Raw genomic sequence first — 20,768 nt, forward strand, 5'->3', positions numbered from 1 at the left:
AAACCAGTACTCGAAGGTCCGCCGGCGCCCCATCCTGAGCGGATGGAGCCACATCATGCAATCCAGTACGCCGCGGCCCATCGACCTAATCACAACTGCCCCGGAGTACTGGATCGCCCGCCCTCGCGGGCGATGACACCGAATGTGTGGCGAGCGCGTCCTACGATCTCGGTCATTGCGAGCGCAGCGAAGCAATCCAGACTGTCTCCGCGGAGGGACTCTGGATTGCTTCGTCGCAAGGGCTCCTCGCAATGACCGGGAGAGAGGCTCGCGCCTATCCGCTACTCCGCAGCCGCGGCAAAGCGGCTGTTGTCCAGCTCCGCCTCGAGCCGCGCCTTCTCGGCCGCTGCCAGCTTGATATTGGCTTCCTTGACGTGGCCGAAGCCGCGGATGGTTTCGGGCACTTTCGCGAGCCGTGCCAGCAGCGGGATCTGCTCCGCCTTCAGCCCGGCGATCCGCTGGTCGATCATGGCAAGATAATCCTCGACCAGCTTCCGCTCGGTGCGGCGCTCCTCGGTGCGGCCGAACGGATCGAACGCGCCGCCGCGCAGGAACTTCAGCTTGGCCAGCACGCCGAAGGCGTGGAGCATCCAGCCGCCGAACTCCTGCTTCTGAAGACGGCCGGTCGCCTTGTCGCGCTTGGCGAAGATCGGCGGTGCCAGATGGTACTTCAGCGTGAAGTCGCCGTCGAACTTCTCAGACACCTTCTTTGCAAAGCTGCCGTCGGTGTAGAGCCGCGCGACCTCGTACTCGTCCTTGTAGGACATCAGCTTGAACAGGTTTTTCGCAACCGCCTCGGTCAGCTCCGTGGATGCGGGCGAAGCAACGCTCTCCGCCTTCCGTACCTTGGCGACCCCGGCGAGATAGCGGTCAGCATAGGCCTTGTCCTGGTAGCCGGTCAGGAACTCGGCGCGGGTCGCAATGATGTCGTCGAGCGATTTCGCCGGTGCGGACGCCCTGGCCTTGAACTGGAGCACGCTACGCACCCGCGACATGTCGTGGGCGGCAAGGCGGCCCCAGGTGAAGGCGAGCTTGTTCATCTCGATCGCGGCGCCGTTGATCTCGATGGCGCGGAGCAGGGCTTCCAGCGACAGCGGAATGGCGCCCTTCTGGAAGGCGAAGCCGAGCATGAACGGATTGGTCGCGATGCTGTCGCCCATCAGTGCCGCGGCAATGCCTGTCGCGTCGATGATGTCGAGGTTCTTGTCGCCGACGGCATCGCGCAGCACGGTCTGCATCGTGCCCATCTCGAAATCGATGTCGGGGTTCTGCACGAAGCTCGCGGTCGGCTGCAAATCGGCGTTGATATAGGCTTTGGTCACGCCGCGCTCGGCGCGGCTCAGCGCGGTCGGGCCGGCCGAGACGATCATGTCGCAGCCGAGGATGACGTCGGCGCCGCCGGTGGTGATGCGGACGGCCGAGATGTCCTCAGGCTTCGGCGCGATGCGCACATGGCTCATCACCGCGCCGTTCTTCTGCGACAGGCCGGTGAAGTCGAGCGCCGAGCAGCCGCGGCCGTCGACATGGGCGGCCATGCCGAGCAGGGCGCCGATGGTGATGACGCCGGTGCCGCCGATGCCGGTGACGAGGATGTTGTAGGGACCGTCGAGCTCATGGGCGGGCGGCAGCGGCAGGTCGGCAAAGAGCTGGCCGGAATCCACAGCCGACGTCTTCATGCGCTTGAGCGAGCCGCCATGCACGGTCACAAAACTCGGGCAGAAGCCTTCGACGCAGGAAAAATCCTTGTTGCAGTTCGACTGGTCGATCTGGCGCTTGCGGCCGAACTCGGTCTCCAGCGGCTGCACCGAGACGCAGTTGGAGGCCTGCGAGCAGTCGCCGCAGCCTTCGCAGACGAGCTCGTTGATGAAGGCGCGCTTGGCGGGATCGGGATAGAGCCCGCGCTTGCGGCGGCGGCGCTTTTCCGCGGCGCAGGTCTGGTCGTAGATCACGACCGTCAGGCCCTTGATGTCGCGCAGTTCGCGCTGCACGGCATCGAGCTCGCGGCGGTGATGGATGGTTGCGCCTTGCGGGAAGTAATTACCTTGGGGGTATTTGCTGGGATCGTCCGAGACGATCGCGAGCCGCTTGACGCCCTCGGCCCAGACCTGGTGCGCGATCTGCGCGACGTTGAAGGCGCCTTCGGCCGGCTGGCCGCCGGTCATGGCCACCGCATCGTTGTAGAGGATCTTGTAGGTGATGTTGATGCCGGCGGCCGATGCGGCGCGGAGGGCGAGCAGCCCCGAATGCGTGTAGGTGCCGTCGCCGAGATTCTGGAAGATGTGTTTCTCGGTGGTGAAGGGCGACTGGCCGATCCAGTTCACACCTTCGGCGCCCATATGCGAGATCAAATCGGTGCGGCGGGTCGGCATGCTCAGGGCCATGCCGTGGCAGCCGATGCCGGCCATGGCGCGGCTGCCCTCGGGCACGCGGGTCGAGGAATTGTGCGGGCAGCCCGAGCAGAAGAACGGCGTGCGCGCGAGCTTGATCTGCGAGGTGGAGGTGACGGGGCTATCGAACGCCTCGAGCCGGGCGAGGCGCTGCTCCAGCACCGGGCTGTGATGGCCGAGCTTGCGCAGGCGCTTCACCAGCGCGCCGGCGACGATGGTCGGCGTCAATTCGCCTTCGCTCGGCAGCAGCGGCGCGCCGCTTTCGTCGCGCTTGCCCGTGACGGTCGGACGCTTCGAGGCATCGATATTGTAGAGGATGCGCATCAACTGGTCTTCGATGAAGCCGCGCTTCTCCTCGACCACGAGCACGTCCTGCAAACCTTCGGCGAAGCGCTTCGCGCCGCTTTCCTCCAGCGGCCAGGTCAGCGCGACCTTGTAGATGCGAAGGCCCAGGTCCTGCGCGTCCTTGTCGGTGATCCCGAGGTCGGCGAGGGCCTGGCGCAAGTCGAGGTAGGCCTTGCCGGTCGCGACGATGCCGAGCCGGGCCGGCTTCGAATCCAGCACGATGCGGTCGAGCTTGTTGGCGCGGGCGAAGGCCTGCACCGCGGCCATCTTCGGTCCGAACAGGCGCCTCTCGGCCTCGAGCGGCGGATCGGGCCAGCGGATGTTGAGGCCGCCGGGCGGCATCTCGAAATCATCGGGCAGGATGATCTTGATGCGCTCGGGGTCGCTGTCGATCGAGGCCGAGCTCTCCACGGTCTCGCTGATCGCCTTGAAGCCGACCCAGCAGCCCGAGAAGCGCGACAGCGCAAAGCCGAGGAGGCCGAGGTCGAGATAGTCCTGCAGCGTCGCCGGATTGATGACGGGGATCAGGGCCGCCGCGAACACCTGCTCGCTCTGATGCGCCAGCGTCGAGGATTGGCAGCCATGGTCGTCGCCGGCGAGAGCGAGCACGCCGCCGTTGAGCGAGGTGCCGGCCGCATTGGCATGCTTGAGCGCGTCGACCGAGCGATCGACGCCGGGGCCCTTGCCGTACCAGATGCCGAACACGCCATCGACCTTGGCGCCGGGGAACAGGCCGACCTGCTGGCTGCCCCAGACCGCGGTCGCCGCCAGGTCCTCGTTCAGGCCGGGGACGAAGGCGATGTCGTGCTGCTGGAGGAATGACTTCGCGCGCCACAGCGCGTGGTCGTACATGCCCAGCGGGGAACCACGATAGCCCGAGATGAAGCCGCCGGTGTTGAGCCCCTGAAGCCGGTCGCGTTCGCGCTGCAACATGGGCAGGCGGACCAGCGCCTGTGTGCCCGACAGGAAGATCCGCTTCGATTCGAGCCGGTATTTGTCGTCCAGCTCGACCTGCATCAGCGTCATTTCAGGAGTCCTTGTCGTCTTGCTCGGCGGGATTTTGCGCTGCGGGAAGGGGTTGCGGCTGCGCGACGCGAATTGTGACAGTCAAAGCCATGGACCGGCGAAGTCAATATCGCTGGCCGCATCCGTGGCGGTCCTGTTAGTCATGGCTGCCTGTGGAGAAGACCGATGACCGCAAACGCATTCGAGACCGAGATCACCGAGACCGCGGAGGCGCTGATCGGCCCGTGGCGCAAGCCGCGCCAGATGCTGCAGGCACAAACCTACGACGCGCATGCCTCGATCCACGACGACGCCACCGCGCAGAAGCTCGGCTTCAAGGGCGGCACCATCGAGGGCCCGACGCATTTCAGCCAGTTCGCCCCGCTCGGCGCGCGGCTCTGGGGGCAGGCCTAGTTCGAGAGCGGCTGCCTGTCCGCGCACTACCGCAGCGTCTGCTACGAGGGCGAGGAAGTGCAGGCGATCCTGTCGAAGCCGCTGCCCGGTACACGCCAGTGCCAGATCCAGATGGTCAAGCGCGACGGCACCGAGGTCCTGCGCGGCACGGCCTCGGTCGGCGATGCCGCCGTCGCGACCGCGCTCGAGACCCGCCTCACCGAGCTGAAGCCGCTCGCCGATCCCGTCATCCTGCGCGACGTCAAGGTGGCCCAGACGAGCAAGCGGCAGACGGTGCGGATGGCGTTCGAGCAGAACATGGGCGACCTCTATCCGTTCTCCCTCAGGCAGAAGCTCGCGGTCATCACCGAGAGTTCGCCGTACTACTCGGCCGCCGACAATCCGTGGCGCAAGCCCATTATCCCGATGGAGATGCTGAGCGTGCTGTTCCAGTACCGCTCCAAGGAGGATCCGCTGCCGGCCAAGGGGCCGGCCGTCGGCCTGTTCGCCGACCAGGAGATCCGCCTGGTCAAGGGGCCGCTGTTCGTCGACGAAGACTACGAGGTCGAGCGCGAGGTGGTCGCGCTCTCCGGCAGCCGCCGCACCGAAAGCGCCTGGGCAAAGACGCGCGTGTTCGACAAGGCGGGCACACCGGTGGCGACGATGCTGCTCAACATGGCGACGCTGAAGGAGTCCTATGCGCCATATGAGGAGGAGTATCGGCGGCTGTATGGGGCGGGGCGCTAACCAGCTCTCCGTCGCCCCGGAATGACAGCCAGTCAGCAAGCCGGATGGCGCTCATCCTCTAGGCAGATGCACGTCGCAAAGCCGTCGCACAGGGAATAAGCAGGCGTCCGCTTCTCGCGTAAGGTTTTGAGCGCGCAACGAATTCTCTCGCGGCCCGTGCCTCACCGTCATTGTACACAATGGCACGCCGCTTGCAGAACTCTCCCTAACGAGAGTTCTCGCGAGGGGCGGGCGTCATGTTGAACTCAAGCAAGCCGACACTGGGCGTCATCAACGCCGAGCCCGAGCCGATCAAGCTCAACTGGGCCGCCACCGCGCTCCTCATCATCGATATGCAGCGCGACTTCATGGAGCCCGGCGGCTTCGGCGAGACGCTCGGCAACGACGTCAGCCAGCTCGCGCGCGCCGTGAAGCCGATCGGCGCGGTGCTGAAGGCGGCGCGCGACACCGGCATGCTGGTGATCCATACCCGCGAGGGCCATCTACCCGATCTCTCCGACGCGCCGCCGGCAAAGGTCGAGCGCGGCGCGCCGTCCTTGCGCATCGGCGATCCCGGCCCGATGGGTCGCATCCTCATTCGCGGCGAGGCCGGCCACGACATCATCCCCGAGCTCTATCCGCTCGACAGCGAGGTCGTGATCGACAAGCCCGGCAAGGGTGCGTTCTACGCCACCGAGCTCACCGACGTGCTGGAAAAGTACGGCATCGAGAATTTGCTGGTGTGCGGCGTCACCACCGAAGTGTGCGTCAACACCACGGTGCGCGAGGCCAATGACCGCGGCTATCGCTGCGTCGTCATGTCCGACGGCTGCGCATCCTACTTCCCCGAGTTTCACGAGATGGGCCTGAAGATGATCAAGGCCCAGGGCGGCATCTTCGGCTGGGTCGCGGATTCAGCCGCAGTTCTGGAGGCAATGAAGGTTTCGACCACATAGGGGTATTGTCATGAGCACATTGACGGGGACGGCCGGCAGTTCTGATCTGAACAAGTCCGAGTTCAAGCCGGCGCTATGGACATCGGGCGACTGGAACGCGTTTTTCGGCTTCGGCACCAACATCCTCGTCAACATGCTGGTGCTCACGGGCCTGCTGCGCTTCGTTCTGAAGATGCCCGACAGTCTCGTGTTCGGCCGCATCCTGCCCGCGCTCGGGCTGATGATGTGTCTGTCCACTTTTTACTATGCGTATCTCGCCTATCGGCTCGCGCAGAAGACCGGCCGCGACGACGTCTGCGCGCTGCCGTCGGGCGTCAGCGTGCCTCACATGTTCATCGTCACCTTCGTCATCATGCTGCCGATCACGCTGAAGACCGGCGACCCGCTCAAGGGCTGGTCGGCCGGCCTCGTCTGGGTGTTCTTCCAGAGCTTCATCCTGATGATCGGCGGCTTCATCGCGCCGTTCATCCGCAGGATCACCCCGCGTGCGGCACTGCTCGGCACGCTTGCCGGCGTCTCCGTCACCTTCATCTCGATGCGCCCCGCGCTCGAGATGTACATGACGCCGCAGATCGGGCTCGTCTGCTTCGCCATCATCCTGGTGAGCTGGTTCGGCGGCGTGAAGTACTGGCGCGGCATTCCCGCCGGCCTCGTCGCGATTGCGGCCGGCATGATCATCGCCTGGGGCTCCAACCTGTTCGGGCTTGGCCTCGGCGGGTTGAGCATCGCGGGCGTCGGCGCTGCCTTCGCCAATTTCGGCTTCTCGGTGCCGATCCCGGCGGTGGGCTACGTCTTCTCCGGCTTCGAATTCCTCGGCATCATCCTGGTCACCGCCATTCCCTTCGGCATCTACGACCTCGTCGAGGCCATGGACAATGTCGAGAGCGCGGAAGCGGCCGGCGACGAATATCCCACCACGCGCGTCCTGACCGCCGACGGCGTCGTCAGCCTGATCGGCTGCCTGATGGGCAATCCCTTCATCAACGCCGTCTATATCGGCCATCCCGGCTGGAAGGCGATGGGCGGCCGCATCGGTTACTCGGCTGCGACCGGCATCATGGTGGTGGTGCTGGCCTGGTTCGGCATCATCTCGGTGCTGCTGGCGCTGGTGCCCGTCGTCGCGATCTCGCCGATCCTGCTCTATATCGGCATGCTCATCGGCGCGCAGGCGTTCCAGACCACGCCGGTCAAGCACGCGCCCGCGATCGTGCTGGCGCTGACGCCGCATCTGGCCGCCTGGGCCAAGCTCCAGATCGACACCATGCTGGCCTCGACCATGACGGCGGCGGCGACCGTCGGCGGCATGGCGGCCGACAAGGCGGATGCGGTCAAGGTCGCCGCGGTCGCCGCACTGCCGCAGCAGGGCGTGTTCTATCACGGCCTGGAGATCATGGGCGGCGGCTCCATCCTCGGCGGCCTCATCCTCGGCGCGATCGGTGTCTTCATCATCGAGCGCGATTTCGAGAAGGCGTCTGCCTTCGCGCTGGTCGGCGCGGTGCTGACCTATTTCGGCTTCATGCACGGTGAAGCGGTCGGCATCGGCGGCGGCTTCGGCGTCACGCCTCCCGTCGCCTTCGCCTATGCCGTGATGGCAGCCGGGATGTACGCACTCAGCCGGCGCACCAGCGAGCACTACGCGCCGCATCCCGAGATGTCGGCTGCGCCGGCGGAGTAAACTTGGGCTAGCAAAGGCTGCGGCCGGGCGGCAACGTGCCGTCCGGCGCATTCTCCATCTGGCGACACTTATGCTCTGGACTCCATGCTCACCAGAACTTCCCCGTCGACGATCTCGGGGTCTCCAAGATTGAGGTCGAGCAGGCTCGCCTGAACGAAACCCAGCACCTTGTCGTTGGCCGCATTGGCGCTCTCGCGGTCCTCGAATATCATCACGGCGACGCCGACGCCGTCGCCTCCGTCCAGCACATAATACGATTTGAAGCCGGGAGATTCCCTCAGGATCTGACCGATGCCGCTCTTGGCACGGCGAGCTGCGTCCGCGACCGAACGAACCTTGGTGTACTTTCGAACGAACATGTACATCAGGGCACCTATGCGTCTCAGGCCCTGCCACATGCATCAAAGCACATCAGCACGCTCCCGGACTAGGATTTCTTTCTGAGATCGGACGCCCCGTCGGCCGGACGACTTGCGGCACGGAATTCAGCCGCCCTTGACCGCTCCCGCAGTGAGCCCCGCCACGATCTGCCGCTGGGCGAGCACCGTCAGCAGCAGCACCGGGAAGGTCACGATCAGCGCGGCGGCGGCGAGCGGTCCCCAGCTCAACTGATCGAACGAGATCATGTTGTAGACCGCGACGGGCAGGGTGCGCGTCTCGCGTCCGGCCAGCACGATGCCGAACACAAAATTGTTCCAGGAGAAGATCACGGCGAGGATGAAGGCGACCGCGACGCCGGGCTTGGCGATCGGCAGCGCGACATGGCGAAACACCTGCCAGCGGCCGGCACCGTCGATCAGGGCGGCTTCCTCCAGCTCCATCGGCGTCGTCTCGAAATAGCCGATCATGATCCAGATCACGATCGGCACCGTGACCACGAGATGAATGATGATCTGCGGCACCAGCGTGCCGAGCAGGCCGAGCCACTGGAACAGCAGGAACAGCGGGATCAGATAGGACAGGCCCGGCGTGATGCGGGCAATCAGGATCACGATCGCGGACTTATGTGCGGCCATCCGCGCGATGCCGTAACCGGCGGGGACGCCGACCATCAGCGCCAGCAACGTCGCGCTGCCCGTCACGATCAGGCTGTTGATGAAATAGGTCATGAAGCGGTTGGAGGCGAGCACGTCGGCATAATTCTTCCAGGCGATGCGATCCGGAAAGAGCACCGGCGGGTAGGCGGCATTGTCGACCTCGAACTTGAGCGACAACGAGAGCATCCAGAGAAAGAACAGGATCGCCGGCGACACGATGACGAGCACGGAGAGCCACAGGCCGATTTTGCCGATGATCTGACGGGGTGTCATGCGCCGCTCTTGATTTCGGTCCACACCATGCGCTGGCGGGCGTAGAGCATCACCGCCGCAAGCAGGACGATCAGCAGGAAGAACACGACCGCGATCGCCGAGCCGTAGCCGAGGTCGTAATAGGTGAAGGCGACGCTGTAGAGGTAGATGTTGATCGTCTCCGACGCCGAGCCGGGCCCTCCTTGCGTGATCGCGAAGATGATGTCGAAACTCTTCACGGCGTCGATCATGCGGATCATGCCGGCGATGAACAGGAACGGCATGATCAGCGGCAGCGTGATGAAGCGGAACACCTGCCAGAAGCTGGCGCCGTCGATCTGCGCACTCTCGTAAGGCTCGGTCGGGATCGCAGCGAGGCCGCCGAGCACGATCAGCATCACCAGCGGCGTCCATTGCCAGGTCTCGACCAGCACCAGCGAGGGTATGACGGTCGCGGGGTGGAAGACCCAGAGCTGCGCCGGGATGCCGACCAGCGACAGCAGATAGTTCAGCACGCCGAGTTGCGGATGGAACATCATGGTCCAGACCAGCGCGATCGCCACCGGCGTTGCCATCATCGGCATGATGAAGACGCCGCGCAGGAATCCGCGTCCGGCGAACTTCTGGTGAAACACCACGGCCGAGAGCGTGCCGAGGATCAGCGGCAGCACCACCGACAGCACGGTGTAGACCAGCGTGTGGCCGACCGCCTCGAGAAAGCGCGGATCATTCGTGAGCCGCAGATAGTTGGAGAACCCGACGAAGGTGGTCGGCGAGCCGACCTTCCATTCGTTCAGGCTCATCCAGATGGTGAAGACCCACGGGAAGATGATGATGGCGAGCACGACGACCAGCGCCGGCACCACGAACGGCCAGTAGGACGGCGGCCGCAACTCCCTCTCCGGCGCGGCATCGGACCGTGCCGCGGCCGGAGTCGATTGTGTCAACGCACTCACGCCTTTTCGCTGCGCTCCAGGATCGGACGGAACTGATCGTGAGCCTTCTTCAACTCGGCCGCGGGATCGGCGCCCGATAGTGTCGAGGTGAGCGCCGCGCCGACGAGATCGCGGAATTCGGCGACGGGAATCACGACCGGCAGGCCGAGCTTGCTGATCTTGGCGGAGTCGATCACCGACTGCAGCCACTCCTTGGGCATCTTCACGCCGCTCTGGACTTCGGCGTCGTTCAGGATCGAGTTGCGGAACGGCACGCCGCCGCCGGCCTGCAGCAGCCGCGCGCCCTGCTTCTTCGAGACTACCCACTGGCACAGCAGATAGGCGGCTTCCTTGTTCTTGCTCGCCGCGGCGATGCCGATGCCGTCGCCATAAGTGGCCGAATACTGGCCCTTCGGTCCGGCCGGCACGACGGTGTAGCCGACCTTGCCGACGACGCGCGAGGCGGCCGGATCCTCCAGAGGCGGTGCCCAGCCGACGCCGTCGATCCACATCGCCGAGCGTCCTTGCGTGAACGAAGCCATCGACTCCATCCAGTTGAAGCCGGCGACGCCGGGCGGGGCGACCTTGGTCAGGAGCGTCTGATAGAGTTTTGTCGCCGCGACCGCCTCCGGCCCGTCGGTGAGGATGTTGCCCTTGGCGTCCAGGAATTCCCCGCCGTAGTTGAGGAAGAAGTTGGTCCACAACGTCATGTTGGCGTTACGCAGGCCGCGCCCGACGAAGCCGTAGGTGCCGTCCTTGGCGTCGGTGAGCTTCTCGGCGGCTGCGACCATCTCGTCGAGCGTCTTGGGGACCGCGACGCCCTTCTTCTGGAACAGCTCCTTGTTGTAGTAGAGGATGAAATAGTCGACCGACCAGGGCAGCGACAGCATCTGGCCCTTGTCGTTCTTGGCGTATTGCAGGCCGGCGGCCGAGAAGTCGCTCTCGACGAGGTCGGGCGCGGTCAGCGTCGGATCCTTCATGAACGGCGTCATGTCGGCGAGCCAGCCGGCTTTCTCGAACTGCCGTTTCTGCACGTGATAGCTGAGATGCACGACGTCGAAGCTCGGCCGTCCCGAAGTGAGCTCGATCACGACCTTCTGCCGTTGCTGCTGCTCGGGGATCTGCTCCGATTCGACCTGGATGCCGGTGAGCTCGGTGAATTCCTTGATGTTCTTTTGCAGGTTGTCGCCGCGCGGACCCTTGGCGAGGATCACCTCCAGCTTGGTCCCGGCGTATTTCTTCCAGTTGACCTCGGCGCGCGCCGGCAGCCCGGTCAGGCTGAGCGCGCCGGCAGCCGCGGTGCCTGTCAACAGCGTGCGGCGCGAAATGTTGTGGTTTGCCAATTGAGTCCCTCCCTCTCACTCATTTTCTTTGGGAGGGATACTAGCGGCCGTGCCACGCCTGCCTAGCCCTAATCTGCCATCAGGGACGTACGGCCGGTGTTTCCATCGGAAGGCCGCGCGCCCGCGACATCAGGTACAGTTCGAGCGCGACCAGCTCGGGCGAGCCGTAATCATAGGCCTGGGCGCGGACGCCGCTCATGCAGCTGCGCAACCGGCGCTCGATCGACCCCAGCGTCTGCCACTCCAGGCGGTAGAGCGGATAGCCGGTCGGCTGAGCTTGCGTGATCGGCGCGCCCGCAAGGCGCTTGTCGAAATTGTCGTCATGGCAATTGGTGCAGGCGAGGTTGAGCTGACCCTCGCGCTGCACGAAGAGATCGTGGCCCTGCTGGACAAACGGCTTGAGCTCGGGATCTTCGCCGGCCGTGATCAAGACGCCGCGGGACTGGTGGGCGACGAAGGCGGACAGCGCGAGGAGGTCGCGGCTCTCGTAGGGCAGCGGCGTCGTCTGCTGTTGATTGGCCCGGCAGAGATTGATGCGCTGGTCGAGCGTGACGGGGCGGCCGAGCTGCCTGTCGAAGCTGGGATAGCGCGCCGCGACGCCTTTCATGCTGCTGCGCGCATCGCCATGGCAGTCGGCGCAGGCCTTGCCGGCGTCGCCGGTCTTCTTGCCCCAGAGTGCCTCGCCGTCGAGCACGAACAGCATGCCGGGATTGGACGTGTCGTCATCCTGCATGGCGCGCGTGTCGGGCCCCATGAACGAATAGCCGGAGCGGCGCGCATCCGGCGGGATTTCGCCGGCGAGGAGGGCAGGCCCCGTAATGACCAGGAGCGCCGCCGCTATCGCGCGCCAAACAGTCATTCGACTGTGATCGATGCCGAGGCGGTGGATGAATAGCCGTTGTCGCCGATCCACTCGAACTCGAACTTGCCGCTCTCCTTCGCGACCGTGAAGAACGAAAGATACGGGTTCGCCGCGATTGCGGGAAACAGGTCGGCGCGGAAGATCTCGGCGCCGTTGTAGCGGCATGTGAAGCTCGCGATGATGTCGCGCGGCACGAGCTTTCCGTCCGCGGTGTGGCGGAAGCCGGTCTCCATGATGTGCGAGGTCAGCGTGCGGATCTCGATGATATCGCCGCGCTTGGCCTTTGCCGGGACGTTGATGAGCGCGGCCATCAGTTCATCTCCTCGGTGCAGGCGGCCAGCGTCACGACCACGTCGGCGGCGACCTGCCAGAAGCTGTCGTCGGAGAGGCGGGCAATCGCCACGACCTTCTGGGTGTCGGCGAGCCGGATCCTCGTCGAGACCTGGGCACGGCCGGCGGAGGGATTGAGGTAGAAATTGCCGATATTCGGCTGCGGGTTCTTCTCGTTGAAGACGTGGATGCTCTTGACGTAGTCGGCCGCCGTCATCGGGCTCGCGACACTCACCGTCATCGGCACGGTGTTGCCGTTCTCGACCAGCGGCGGAATGTCGAGCTTCACCCTGCCGGTGCGGATCTGGGCCTCGCCGACGACGTTGCGGATCGCGGTGGTGAGCATTGCGGGCGTCGCCTGCAGCGGCCGCAGCGTGATGACGGGGATCGTCCCGGCGACTGTGACGCCACCGGCAAGGCTCAGAAATCGTCGTCGCGTGGTTGGCATGAACCTAGTCCCGAAGCGCTGCAAGAAAAGCCACGATGTCCTCGATCTCCGCAGCCGACAAGATCGGCTTGCCGGCAAAATTGCGCCCGACACGGACGAGGCCATCATTGCGATAATAGGACGGCATGATGGTGTCGGGGTTGAAGCGCGCCGCGTCGATCAGACGAAGCCGCAACTGGCTCGCCGTCCAACGGTTCCCGGCGCCGCTGAGATCGGGCGCGAGGTCGCCCTGGAAACGCGTTTCCGGGAACGGGCCGGAATGGCAGAGGATGCAGGTGGTCGTGCGCGCCAGCACCAGCGCGCGCCCGCGCGCGGCATCGCCAGGCGAGCCGGTGAGCGAGGCCGGAATGCCGTCGCCGGTGATCTCATAGGGGACCAGGTCTTCCGCTTGCGCGGGCAAGGCCAAGATCGACACGAACAATGCTGAAATCGCAACTGCTCGATGGAGTGACTGAGATTGCCACGAGCTCCGCTCACCTCTCCCGCTTGCGGGAGAGGTCGCCGCGCAGCGGCGGGTGAGGGCTTTCTCCTCTTGGGGGTTCTCGCGTACGGAGACACCCTCTCCCCAACCCTCCCCCGCAGGCGGGGGAGGGGGCGCACTGTGGTCGTGGTGGCGGCTTCGTCTCAGCATGCTCTAGCCAAAGGTGTCCGCCGTGATGGTTTGAAACCAGCGCTCCGCCTCCGCCGCCTCGCGCGCGCGCAGTTCGCGCGGCGCATCGACCGGGCTGGTCGCACCGCCCTCGACCTCGGCGAAGATATCGCCCCGGGGCTGGTAGTTGCCGGCGAGCGAGAAGCCGTAACCGGGGGCGACGGTGTTGTAGCAGGCACCGGTCAGCCGCGGTGCCTCTGGCGCACGGCCGGCGAGCAAAGCGACGATCGCAGTCGCGCAAGCCTTGCCCTGTGCGCTCGCGGCCGAGGCCGATTTGGGGATGCCGCCGCCGAGACAGGCGTCGCCGATGACGTGGATGTTCTTGACGAGCTTCGACTCGAAGGTGACGGGATCGATCGGGCACCAGCCGGTGTGATCCGCCGCGCCCGCGATCTCGGCAATGCGTGCCGCGCGCTGGGGCGGAATGACGCTGGCGACGTCAGGGGTGTAGTTGCCGAATTCGGTGACGATGGTTTTGGTCGCGGCATCGACGGAGGTCACGCGGCCGCCCTGCGACAGGCCAATGCGCTCGATCATGTCGCCGTAGAGCTCCTTCCAGGCCTTCTCGAACAGCCGTTGTTGGGAGAAATTGTCCTTGGCGTCCAGGACCAGCACTTTCGAGCGCGGCTTCTTCGTCTTCAGGTAATGGGCGATCAGGCTGGCGCGCTCGTAAGGCGCGGGCGGGCAGCGCGAGGGGTTGGCAGGGATCGCTATGACCACGGTGCCGCCGTCGTCCATCGCCTCCAGTTGCCGGCGCAGCAACAGCGTCTGTGCGCCGGCCTTCCAGGCATGCGGCATCTTTTCCGATGCGGCCTCGTCATAGCCGGGCAGGGCCTCGAGATGGAAGTCGATGCCGGGGGATAACACGAGACGGTCGTAAGGCAGCGCCACACCGTCGGCCGTCAGGAGGCTGCGCTGCTGCGGCTCGATCGCGGCCACGGCCTGGCCGATCACGGTGATGCCATCGGCAGCGATCTTGTCGTAGCCGAACTGCTGCGCGTCGATGTCGCGCAGGCCCGCAATCACCTCGTTGCTGAAGGGACAGGAGGTGAAGACCGCGTTGGGTTCGATCAGGATGATCTGCAGGTCGGCCTGCGCGCGCTTCAGCGCGCGGGCGCAAGCCGCGCCGCCGAAGCCGCCGCCGACCACGACGACACGTCCCGTGGACTGGGCGCGCGAGATCGATGGCCGCGCCAACGTTGCGGCCGCCATGGTGATGCCGAACACGGCATTCCGCCGTGTCACCGGGCGCATGGTCATCAGGGACATTCGAAAACGGCTGCGGCGGCGATCTCTCGCCGCCGAAGCATGTTGCTCTAGGCGAAAGTGATGTTCTGGTCGCGCAGCGGCACCGAGCGGATACGCTTGCCGGTCGCCGCGAAGTAGGCGTTGAGCACCGCCGGCGCCGCAACGCCGATGGTCGGCTCGCCGACGCCGCCCCAGAACCCGCCGCTCGGCACCATCACCGATTCCACCTTCGGCATCTCGTTGATGCGCATCGAGTTGTAGGTGTCGAAGTTGCTCTGCTCGATCTTGCCGTCCTTGACGGTGCAGCCGCCGTAGAACAACGCTGAGAGGCCGTAGACAAAGGAGCCGGCGATCTGCCGCTGCACCTGCGCCGGGTTGACGACATAGCCGGGATCGGTGGAGGCGACGATGCGAAGCACCTTGATCTTGTTGCCATCGGTCACCGAGATCTCGGCGGCGCCGGCGACATAGCTGCCATAGCCCATCACCTGCGCGATGCCGCGATAGACGCCCTGCGGCGCCGGCGTGGTCCAGCCGATCTTCTCCGCGACCGCATTGAGCACCGCCAGATGCTTGGGATGGTTGCCCATCAGCTTGCGGCGGAACTCGAGCGGGTCCTGGCCTGCGGCCTGGGCCAGCTCGTCCATGAAGCATTCCATGTAGATCGCGTTGTGATTGACGTTGACGCCGCGCCAGAAGCCCGGCGGAACGTGCGGGTTGCGCATCGCATGCTCGACCAGCAGGTTCGGCACCGAGTAGCCGAATGCGGCTTCGCCGGTTTGGGCGACACCCTGGAATGCTGCCGGGTCCATGCCGTTCTGCAGCGCTTCGGGGCGCAGCGAGAACAGGATCGACTGTCCGGACAGGCGGTAGTGCAGCGCGACCAGATTGTTGTTGGCATCGAACGCGCCGGTCATCTTGCACTGGGTGATCGGGTGATAGCGGCCGTGCGCCATGTCCTCTTCGCGCGACCACAGCAGCTTGATCGGCGTGCCCGGCATCTGCTTGGCGATCATCACGGCCTGACGGACATAGTCGGTCTGGCCGCGCCGGCCGAAGCCGCCGCCGAGCATCACCTTGTGCACGTCGCACTTCTCCGCCGGCAGGCCGGAGGCCTCCAGCACGGCCGCAAAGGCGGCCTCGCCGTTCTGCGTGCCGCACCAGACCTCGCACTTGTCCGCCGTGTAGACCGCCGTGGCGTTCATCGGCTCCATGGTGGCGTGGTTCTGGTAGGGATAGCTGTAGACCGCCTCGACCTTCTTGGCGGCGCTGGCAATCGCGGCCTTGGCGTCGCCGTTCTTGTTGCCGACATAGGCGGGCTGATCGTCGTTGAGGCCTTCCGCCAGCCACTTCGCGATCGACTCGCTGGAGACCTTGGCGTTCTCGCCCTCGTCCCAGACGATCGGCAGCGCTTCCAGCGCGGTCTTGGCGTGCCACCAGGTGTCGGCAACCACCGCGACCGCGGTGTCGCCGACCTTGACGACCTTCTTGACGCCTTTCATGCCGGTGACCTTGGCCTCGTCATAGCTCTTCAGCTTGCCGCCGAACACCGGGCAATCCTTGATCGCGGCGTTCAGCATGCCCGGCAGCTTGACGTCGATGCCGTACACCATCGCGCCGTTGGTCTTGTCGGCGGTGTCGAGGCGCAGCAGGCCCTTGCCGACCACCTTCCAGTCCTTCGGGTCCTTCAGCTTGACGTCGGCAGGCGGCGTCAGCTTCGCCGCGGCCTCGGCGACCTTGCCGTAGGTCGTGGTTCGTCCGGTCGGCGTATGGGTGATGACGCTGCTCGCCGCCGTGCATTCGGAGGCGGGCACCTTCCAGGCGTCGGCGGCGGCCTGGATCAGCATCACGCGCGCGGTGGCGCCGCCCTTGCGGACATAGTCCTGCGAGGAGCGGATGCCACGGCTGCCGCCGGTGGAGAAATCGCCCCAGACGCGCTTGCGGGCAACGCTCTGGCCGGGGGTCGGATATTCGGTCGTCACCTTCGACCAGTCGCATTCGAGCTCCTCGGCGACGAGCTGGGCAAGGCCGGTGAGCGAGCCCTGGCCCATCTCGGAGCGGGCGATTCGGATCACGACGGTGTCGTCGGGCCTGACCACGACCCAGGCGCCGATCTCGGGCGAGCCGTCGGCGGCGCGGACCACGGCGGGGCCGCCGAAGGGGAGATCAAGGCCGATCGCGAGGCCGGTGCCGACAGCGGCGGTGCCGATCACGAAGGCACGACGGTTCATCTTGGGAGAAACGTGCTTGTTCATGGTGCGGCTCCTTACGCGCTTGCGATCGTGTGGATCGCCTCGCGCACCTGCTGGAAGGTGCCGCAGCGGCAGATATTGGTGATGGCCTCGTCGATGTCGGCGTCGGTCGGCTTCGGCTTCTCGTTCAGCAGCGCGGCGACCGCCATGATCATGCCGCTCTGGCAATAGCCGCATTGCGGAACGTCCTTGGCGATCCAGGCCTCCTGCACCTTGTGCAGCGTGGCGCCGGAGGCGAGGCCTTCGATCGTGGTGATCTTCTTGCCCTCGGCCTCGCTGACCGAGACGCCGCAGGAACGCATGGCGACGCCGTCGATGTGGACCGTGCAGGCGCCGCATTGTGCGATGCCGCAACCGTATTTGGTGCCGGTCAGGCCGGCATTTTCGCGGATCGCCCAGAGCAGCGGGGTATCCGGCTCGACGTCGAGCGTGAAGGTTTTTCCGTTGATTGTTAGGTTTGCCATCGCAGTCCCCTGATTGGCCCAATCCACCGATTAGACTCAGGGGCGCAATGTGTCCGGCAAATTGGAACTGTTCAAATCAAGAGTCTGCGGGGTGGCCTGTCGAAGAAGCTGGCATGGGCCGGGAAGAATGCCGGGGGCGCGGTGTTGCGCCTCGCCAGGCCTTTCGGTGGGGCAACGCCTCTCCCGAGGCGCCAGCGCCGGGCCTGGGGCGACGTCCCTGCGGTTCCTGCGCATGGGGCGGGCGGCAGTTTGTCCCTTTTGCCGGGGGTGCAAGACGACGGCGCTTTGCTACACTGCGCCCGACGCAAAAGGAGTTCCATCGACGTGGCAAGCCCTTGCAATGTGCTGATGCTGTATCCGCAGTTCACCGCGGAGTCGTTCTGGAGCTTTGGCGAATCCTGCAAATTGATGGGAGTCCGGCGCCCGGCCGCGCCGTTGGGTCTGATCACGGTCGCCGCCATGCTGCCCGAGAGCTGGACGGTCCGGCTAATCGATTGCAATACGCAACCCTTCGGCGACGGCGACCTCGCCTGGGCCGACGTCGTCTTCACCGGCGGCATGTTGCCGCAACAGGCCGACACGCTGCGCCTGATCGAGCTCTGCCGCGCCGCCGGCAAACCGGTCGTGGTTGGCGGGCCCGATCCGACCTCCAGCCCCCACATATATGAGCGGGCCGCCTTCCGGGTGCTCGGCGAGGCCGAGGGCGTCATCGACGAGTTCATCGCGGCCTGGGAGGGCGGGTCCCGCTCCGGCGTCTTCACCGCACCGAAATTCCAGGCCGACGTCACCAAGACGCCGGTGCCGCGCTTCGACCTCCTGAAGTTCGAGGACTACCTCTATCTCGGCGTGCAATATTCGCGCGGCTGCCCGTTCACCTGCGAGTTCTGCGACATCATCGAGCTCTACGGCCGCGTGCCCAGGACCAAGACGGTCGAGCAGATGTTCGTCGAGCTCCAGACGCTCTACAATATGGGCTATCGCGGTCATCTCGACTTCGTCGACGACAATTTCATCGGCAACAAGAAGTCGCTGCGCCAGTTCCTGCCGCAGCTCGCCGAATGGCAGCGCGCCCACAACTATCCCTTCGAGCTGTCCACTGAAGCCTCGATCAACCTCGCCGACGATCCCGAGCTGCTCGAGCTGATGGGCGCCGCCAACTTCTTCGGCATCTTCGTCGGCATCGAAAGCCCCGATCCGGCGACGCTGGTGGCGATGCGCAAGAAGCAGAACACGCGGCGCAATATCGCCGAGAGCATCCACAAGATCTATGCCGCCGGCATGCTGGTCACCGCCGGCTTCATCGTCGGCTTCGACAACGAGAAGGTCTCGATGGCCGAGGCGATGATCGATTTCATCGAGGAGGCGGCGATTCCAGTCGCCATGGTCGGCCTGCTCTATGCCTTGCCGAACACGCAGCTGACGCGCCGGCTCGAGCGCGAAGGCCGGTTGCATCCGGGCCACGATGTGGCGCCGACCATCGGTGCCGATCAGTGCACGGCCGGCATCAACTTCGATCCGGTCCGCCCGTTGCGCGACATCCTGACGGATTACAAGCGGGTGCTGGAGCACATCTACAGCCCCGCGGCTTATGCCAGGCGTGTCGACCGCCTGATGACGCTGCTCGACCGTTCCAGACAGCGCCATGAGCTCGCCGAAGGCGATATCCGCGCCAGGCTCGGAGCGATGGAGACCGTGCACCGCGTCGTCACCGCCCTTCCCGAGGCGCGTGCGCCGCTCTGGCAGACTTTCATGAACTGCGCCAAGCGCGACACGTCATCGGCGCGCATCGCCGTGCAGATGATCGCGGCCTATGCGCATCTCGGGCCGTTCTCGCGCAAGGTCATCGAAGCCATCGATACGCGCCTCGCCGCGCTCGACGACGAGACGGTCATCCCGGCGGCGACGATCGACGTGACTGCGGCGCGGCACCTGGCCTGAACGTTTACTTCACCGCGAGCCGCAAAAAGCTCATCACGCTGCCGAGCGCGGCAAAGCCTGCGCCGAGCGCGAGTGCGACGGTCGCGCCGCTGTGCCCCGCAAGAGCGAAGCAGGCGGCAGCGAGCGCCGCGCCCGTCGTCTGGCCCGTCAGGCGCGCAGTGGCGACAATGCCGGAGGCGCTGCCGCTGCGGTGCGGCGGCGCGCTCGACATCACCGCCTTCATGTTCGGCGCCTGGAAGAAGCCGAACCCCATGCCGCAGATCACCATGCGCCAGATGATGTCGGGGATGGCGGGGTTGGACGGCAGCAGCGCGAGCAGCGCCATGCCGAGCCCGAGCAGCACGAGGCCGATGCCGCCGAGCAGGCCGACGGCGTAGCGGTCGGACAGGCGCCCCGCGATCGGCGCCATGATGCCGACCACCAGCGGCCACGGCGTCATGAAGAAGCCGGTCTCGACCTGCGATCGCCCGAGCACGTCCTCGAAATAAAACGGCAGCGACACGAAGGCGAGGCCCTGCACGGCGAAGGAGCACACCGCGGTCGCCGCCGAGAGCGCGAACATCGGCCGTGCGAACAGGTCGATCGGAAGCATCGGCGCCGGATGGTCGGCATGGCGGCGCGTCAGGATGAAGCCGAGTGCGAGCGCCGTGACCAGCTCGACGCCCACGATAACAGGCGACAGATTATGCGCGGCGCTGCCGATGCCGGTGATGAACAGGCCGAGACAGGCCGATGCCAAGAGCGCGCCGAGGAAGTCGAAGCCGTGATCGGCGCGCGGCGTCTTCGGCAGCATCGCAAAGCCGATTCCGATCGCGACCAGACCGAAGGGGATGTTGACGGCGAACAGCCAGGGCCACGGGCCGAAGGCGAGGATGGCGGAGGCGATCGACGGGCCGAAGGTGAAGGCGGTCGCGACCACCAGCGCGTTATGGCCAAAGCCGCGGCCGAGCATCCGGCCGGGATAGACGAAGCGCACCAGCGCGGTGTTGACGCTCATGATGCCGCTGGCGCCAAGGCCTTGCAGCGTGCGCGCGACCAGCAGGCTGTCCAGCGACCACGCCACCGCGCAGAACAGCGAGGCGATGGTGAACAGGATCAGCCCGCCGAGATAGATGCGCTGGTGCCCGACGATCTCGCCGAGCGCCCCGAGCGGCAGCAGCGTCGCCACCAGCGCGATCTGGTAGACGTTGACCACCCACACCGACTGCTCCGGGCTGACATGCAGGTCGGCGGCAATGGCGGGCAGGGCGATGTTGGCGATCGCGGTGTCGAGCGAGGCCATTGCCAGCGCGGTGAAGATCGCGGCGATCGCCCAGCGCCGCTGCGCGGCCGGAAGGCCGTCGGCAACGGGATGGTCGGGCTCGCGCGCGGCGGCAGGTAACGTGATTGTCATTGCCTGGCGCGTTGCTCCGGCGGCTGAGGGGACTTTGGCCATGTACTACGCCGAAGGCCGCTTCCACAGGCATATGCTTGCATGCTGTGTATGCGCGAAGGTGAGGCGATACAGCCGCGCGACGGCGTAT

General features: G+C 65.7%; 16 protein-coding genes and 1 pseudogene. 4 read left to right on the forward strand and 13 right to left on the reverse strand.

The features are described 5' to 3' along the window. Window positions 1–281 precede the first annotated feature (281 nt). The gene (locus JQ617_RS31850) at window positions 282–3,758 is read right to left on the reverse strand and encodes an indolepyruvate ferredoxin oxidoreductase family protein (RefSeq protein ID WP_212029765.1); all 3,477 of its coding nucleotides are present in this window, start codon (window positions 3,756–3,758) and stop codon (window positions 282–284) included. A 165-nt stretch (window positions 3,759–3,923) separates the two neighbouring features. Here JQ617_RS31850 and JQ617_RS31855 point away from each other — a divergent pair. The 3 genes and pseudogenes from JQ617_RS31855 to JQ617_RS31865 all read left to right on the forward strand — a co-directional run bounded on the left by JQ617_RS31855 (window position 3,924) and on the right by JQ617_RS31865 (window position 7,487). After that, a pseudogene (locus JQ617_RS31855) lies at window positions 3,924–4,877 on the forward strand (hypothetical protein). 236 nt (window positions 4,878–5,113) lie between these two features. After that, window positions 5,114–5,812: a cysteine hydrolase family protein gene (locus tag JQ617_RS31860; protein WP_212029767.1), complete on the forward strand. Its 699-nt coding sequence runs from the start codon at window positions 5,114–5,116 to the stop codon at window positions 5,810–5,812. A gap of 10 nt (window positions 5,813–5,822) precedes the next feature. Beyond that, window positions 5,823–7,487: a regulator gene (locus JQ617_RS31865; RefSeq protein ID WP_212029769.1), complete on the forward strand. Its 1,665-nt coding sequence runs from the start codon at window positions 5,823–5,825 to the stop codon at window positions 7,485–7,487. Between the two features lie 68 nt (window positions 7,488–7,555). Here the strand turns inward: JQ617_RS31865 and JQ617_RS31870 are convergent, their stop codons facing one another. The 11 genes from JQ617_RS31870 to JQ617_RS31920 all read right to left on the reverse strand — a co-directional run bounded on the left by JQ617_RS31870 (window position 7,556) and on the right by JQ617_RS31920 (window position 17,307). After that, entirely contained in the window at window positions 7,556–7,852 is a 297-nt protein-coding gene (locus JQ617_RS31870; protein ID WP_063691532.1) for a hypothetical protein, read from the reverse strand. Between the two features lie 120 nt (window positions 7,853–7,972). Then, complete coding sequence (locus JQ617_RS31875; protein WP_212029771.1) at window positions 7,973–8,797, reverse strand: carbohydrate ABC transporter permease; 825 nt, start codon at window positions 8,795–8,797, stop codon at window positions 7,973–7,975. Beyond that, the gene (locus JQ617_RS31880; protein WP_212029772.1) at window positions 8,794–9,732 is read right to left on the reverse strand and encodes a carbohydrate ABC transporter permease; all 939 of its coding nucleotides are present in this window, start codon (window positions 9,730–9,732) and stop codon (window positions 8,794–8,796) included. Before JQ617_RS31880 ends, JQ617_RS31875 begins: the two co-directional genes overlap by 4 nt. Then, window positions 9,729–11,054, reverse strand: a complete 1,326-nt coding sequence (locus tag JQ617_RS31885) for an ABC transporter substrate-binding protein (protein WP_212029774.1) — start codon at window positions 11,052–11,054, stop codon at window positions 9,729–9,731. The genes JQ617_RS31880 and JQ617_RS31885 overlap by 4 nt, the downstream gene beginning before the upstream one ends. Window positions 11,055–11,133: 79 nt before the next feature. Then, window positions 11,134–11,913, reverse strand: a complete 780-nt coding sequence (soxA, locus tag JQ617_RS31890; protein ID WP_212029781.1) for a sulfur oxidation c-type cytochrome SoxA — start codon at window positions 11,911–11,913, stop codon at window positions 11,134–11,136. Continuing rightward, complete coding sequence (gene soxZ, locus JQ617_RS31895) at window positions 11,910–12,227, reverse strand: thiosulfate oxidation carrier complex protein SoxZ (RefSeq protein WP_063691523.1); 318 nt, start codon at window positions 12,225–12,227, stop codon at window positions 11,910–11,912. Before soxZ ends, soxA begins: the two co-directional genes overlap by 4 nt. Further along, window positions 12,227–12,694, reverse strand: a complete 468-nt coding sequence (locus tag JQ617_RS31900) for a SoxY-related AACIE arm protein (RefSeq protein WP_212029783.1) — start codon at window positions 12,692–12,694, stop codon at window positions 12,227–12,229. The genes soxZ and JQ617_RS31900 overlap by 1 nt, the downstream gene beginning before the upstream one ends. A 4-nt stretch (window positions 12,695–12,698) precedes the next feature. Beyond that, on the reverse strand, window positions 12,699–13,109 hold the full coding sequence (soxX, locus tag JQ617_RS31905) for a sulfur oxidation c-type cytochrome SoxX (protein WP_212029785.1): 411 nt from the start codon (window positions 13,107–13,109) through the stop codon (window positions 12,699–12,701). Window positions 13,110–13,328: 219 nt separating this feature from the next. Further along, window positions 13,329–14,612, reverse strand: a complete 1,284-nt coding sequence (locus JQ617_RS31910) for an FCSD flavin-binding domain-containing protein (RefSeq protein ID WP_502754904.1) — start codon at window positions 14,610–14,612, stop codon at window positions 13,329–13,331. Window positions 14,613–14,659: 47 nt separating this feature from the next. Further along, the gene (locus JQ617_RS31915) at window positions 14,660–16,846 is read right to left on the reverse strand and encodes a xanthine dehydrogenase family protein molybdopterin-binding subunit (RefSeq protein WP_212029788.1); all 2,187 of its coding nucleotides are present in this window, start codon (window positions 16,844–16,846) and stop codon (window positions 14,660–14,662) included. A gap of 11 nt (window positions 16,847–16,857) precedes the next feature. Continuing rightward, entirely contained in the window at window positions 16,858–17,307 is a 450-nt protein-coding gene (locus JQ617_RS31920; RefSeq protein ID WP_063691516.1) for a (2Fe-2S)-binding protein, read from the reverse strand. A gap of 318 nt (window positions 17,308–17,625) precedes the next feature. Here JQ617_RS31920 and JQ617_RS31925 point away from each other — a divergent pair, with 318 nt between their 5' ends. Then, window positions 17,626–19,245: a B12-binding domain-containing radical SAM protein gene (locus JQ617_RS31925; protein ID WP_212030033.1), complete on the forward strand. Its 1,620-nt coding sequence runs from the start codon at window positions 17,626–17,628 to the stop codon at window positions 19,243–19,245. Between the two features lie 4 nt (window positions 19,246–19,249). Here JQ617_RS31925 and JQ617_RS31930 read toward each other — a convergent pair whose 3' ends face one another. Beyond that, window positions 19,250–20,638 carry an MFS transporter gene (locus JQ617_RS31930; protein WP_212029790.1) on the reverse strand — a complete coding sequence of 463 codons (1,389 nt, stop codon included), beginning with the start codon at window positions 20,636–20,638 and terminating at the stop codon, window positions 19,250–19,252. Between the last annotated feature and the right edge of the window lie 130 nt (window positions 20,639–20,768).

Source organism: Bradyrhizobium sp. KB893862 SZCCT0404 (genome assembly GCF_018130885.1).
Lineage (GTDB): Bacteria > Pseudomonadota > Alphaproteobacteria > Rhizobiales > Xanthobacteraceae > Bradyrhizobium > Bradyrhizobium stylosanthis.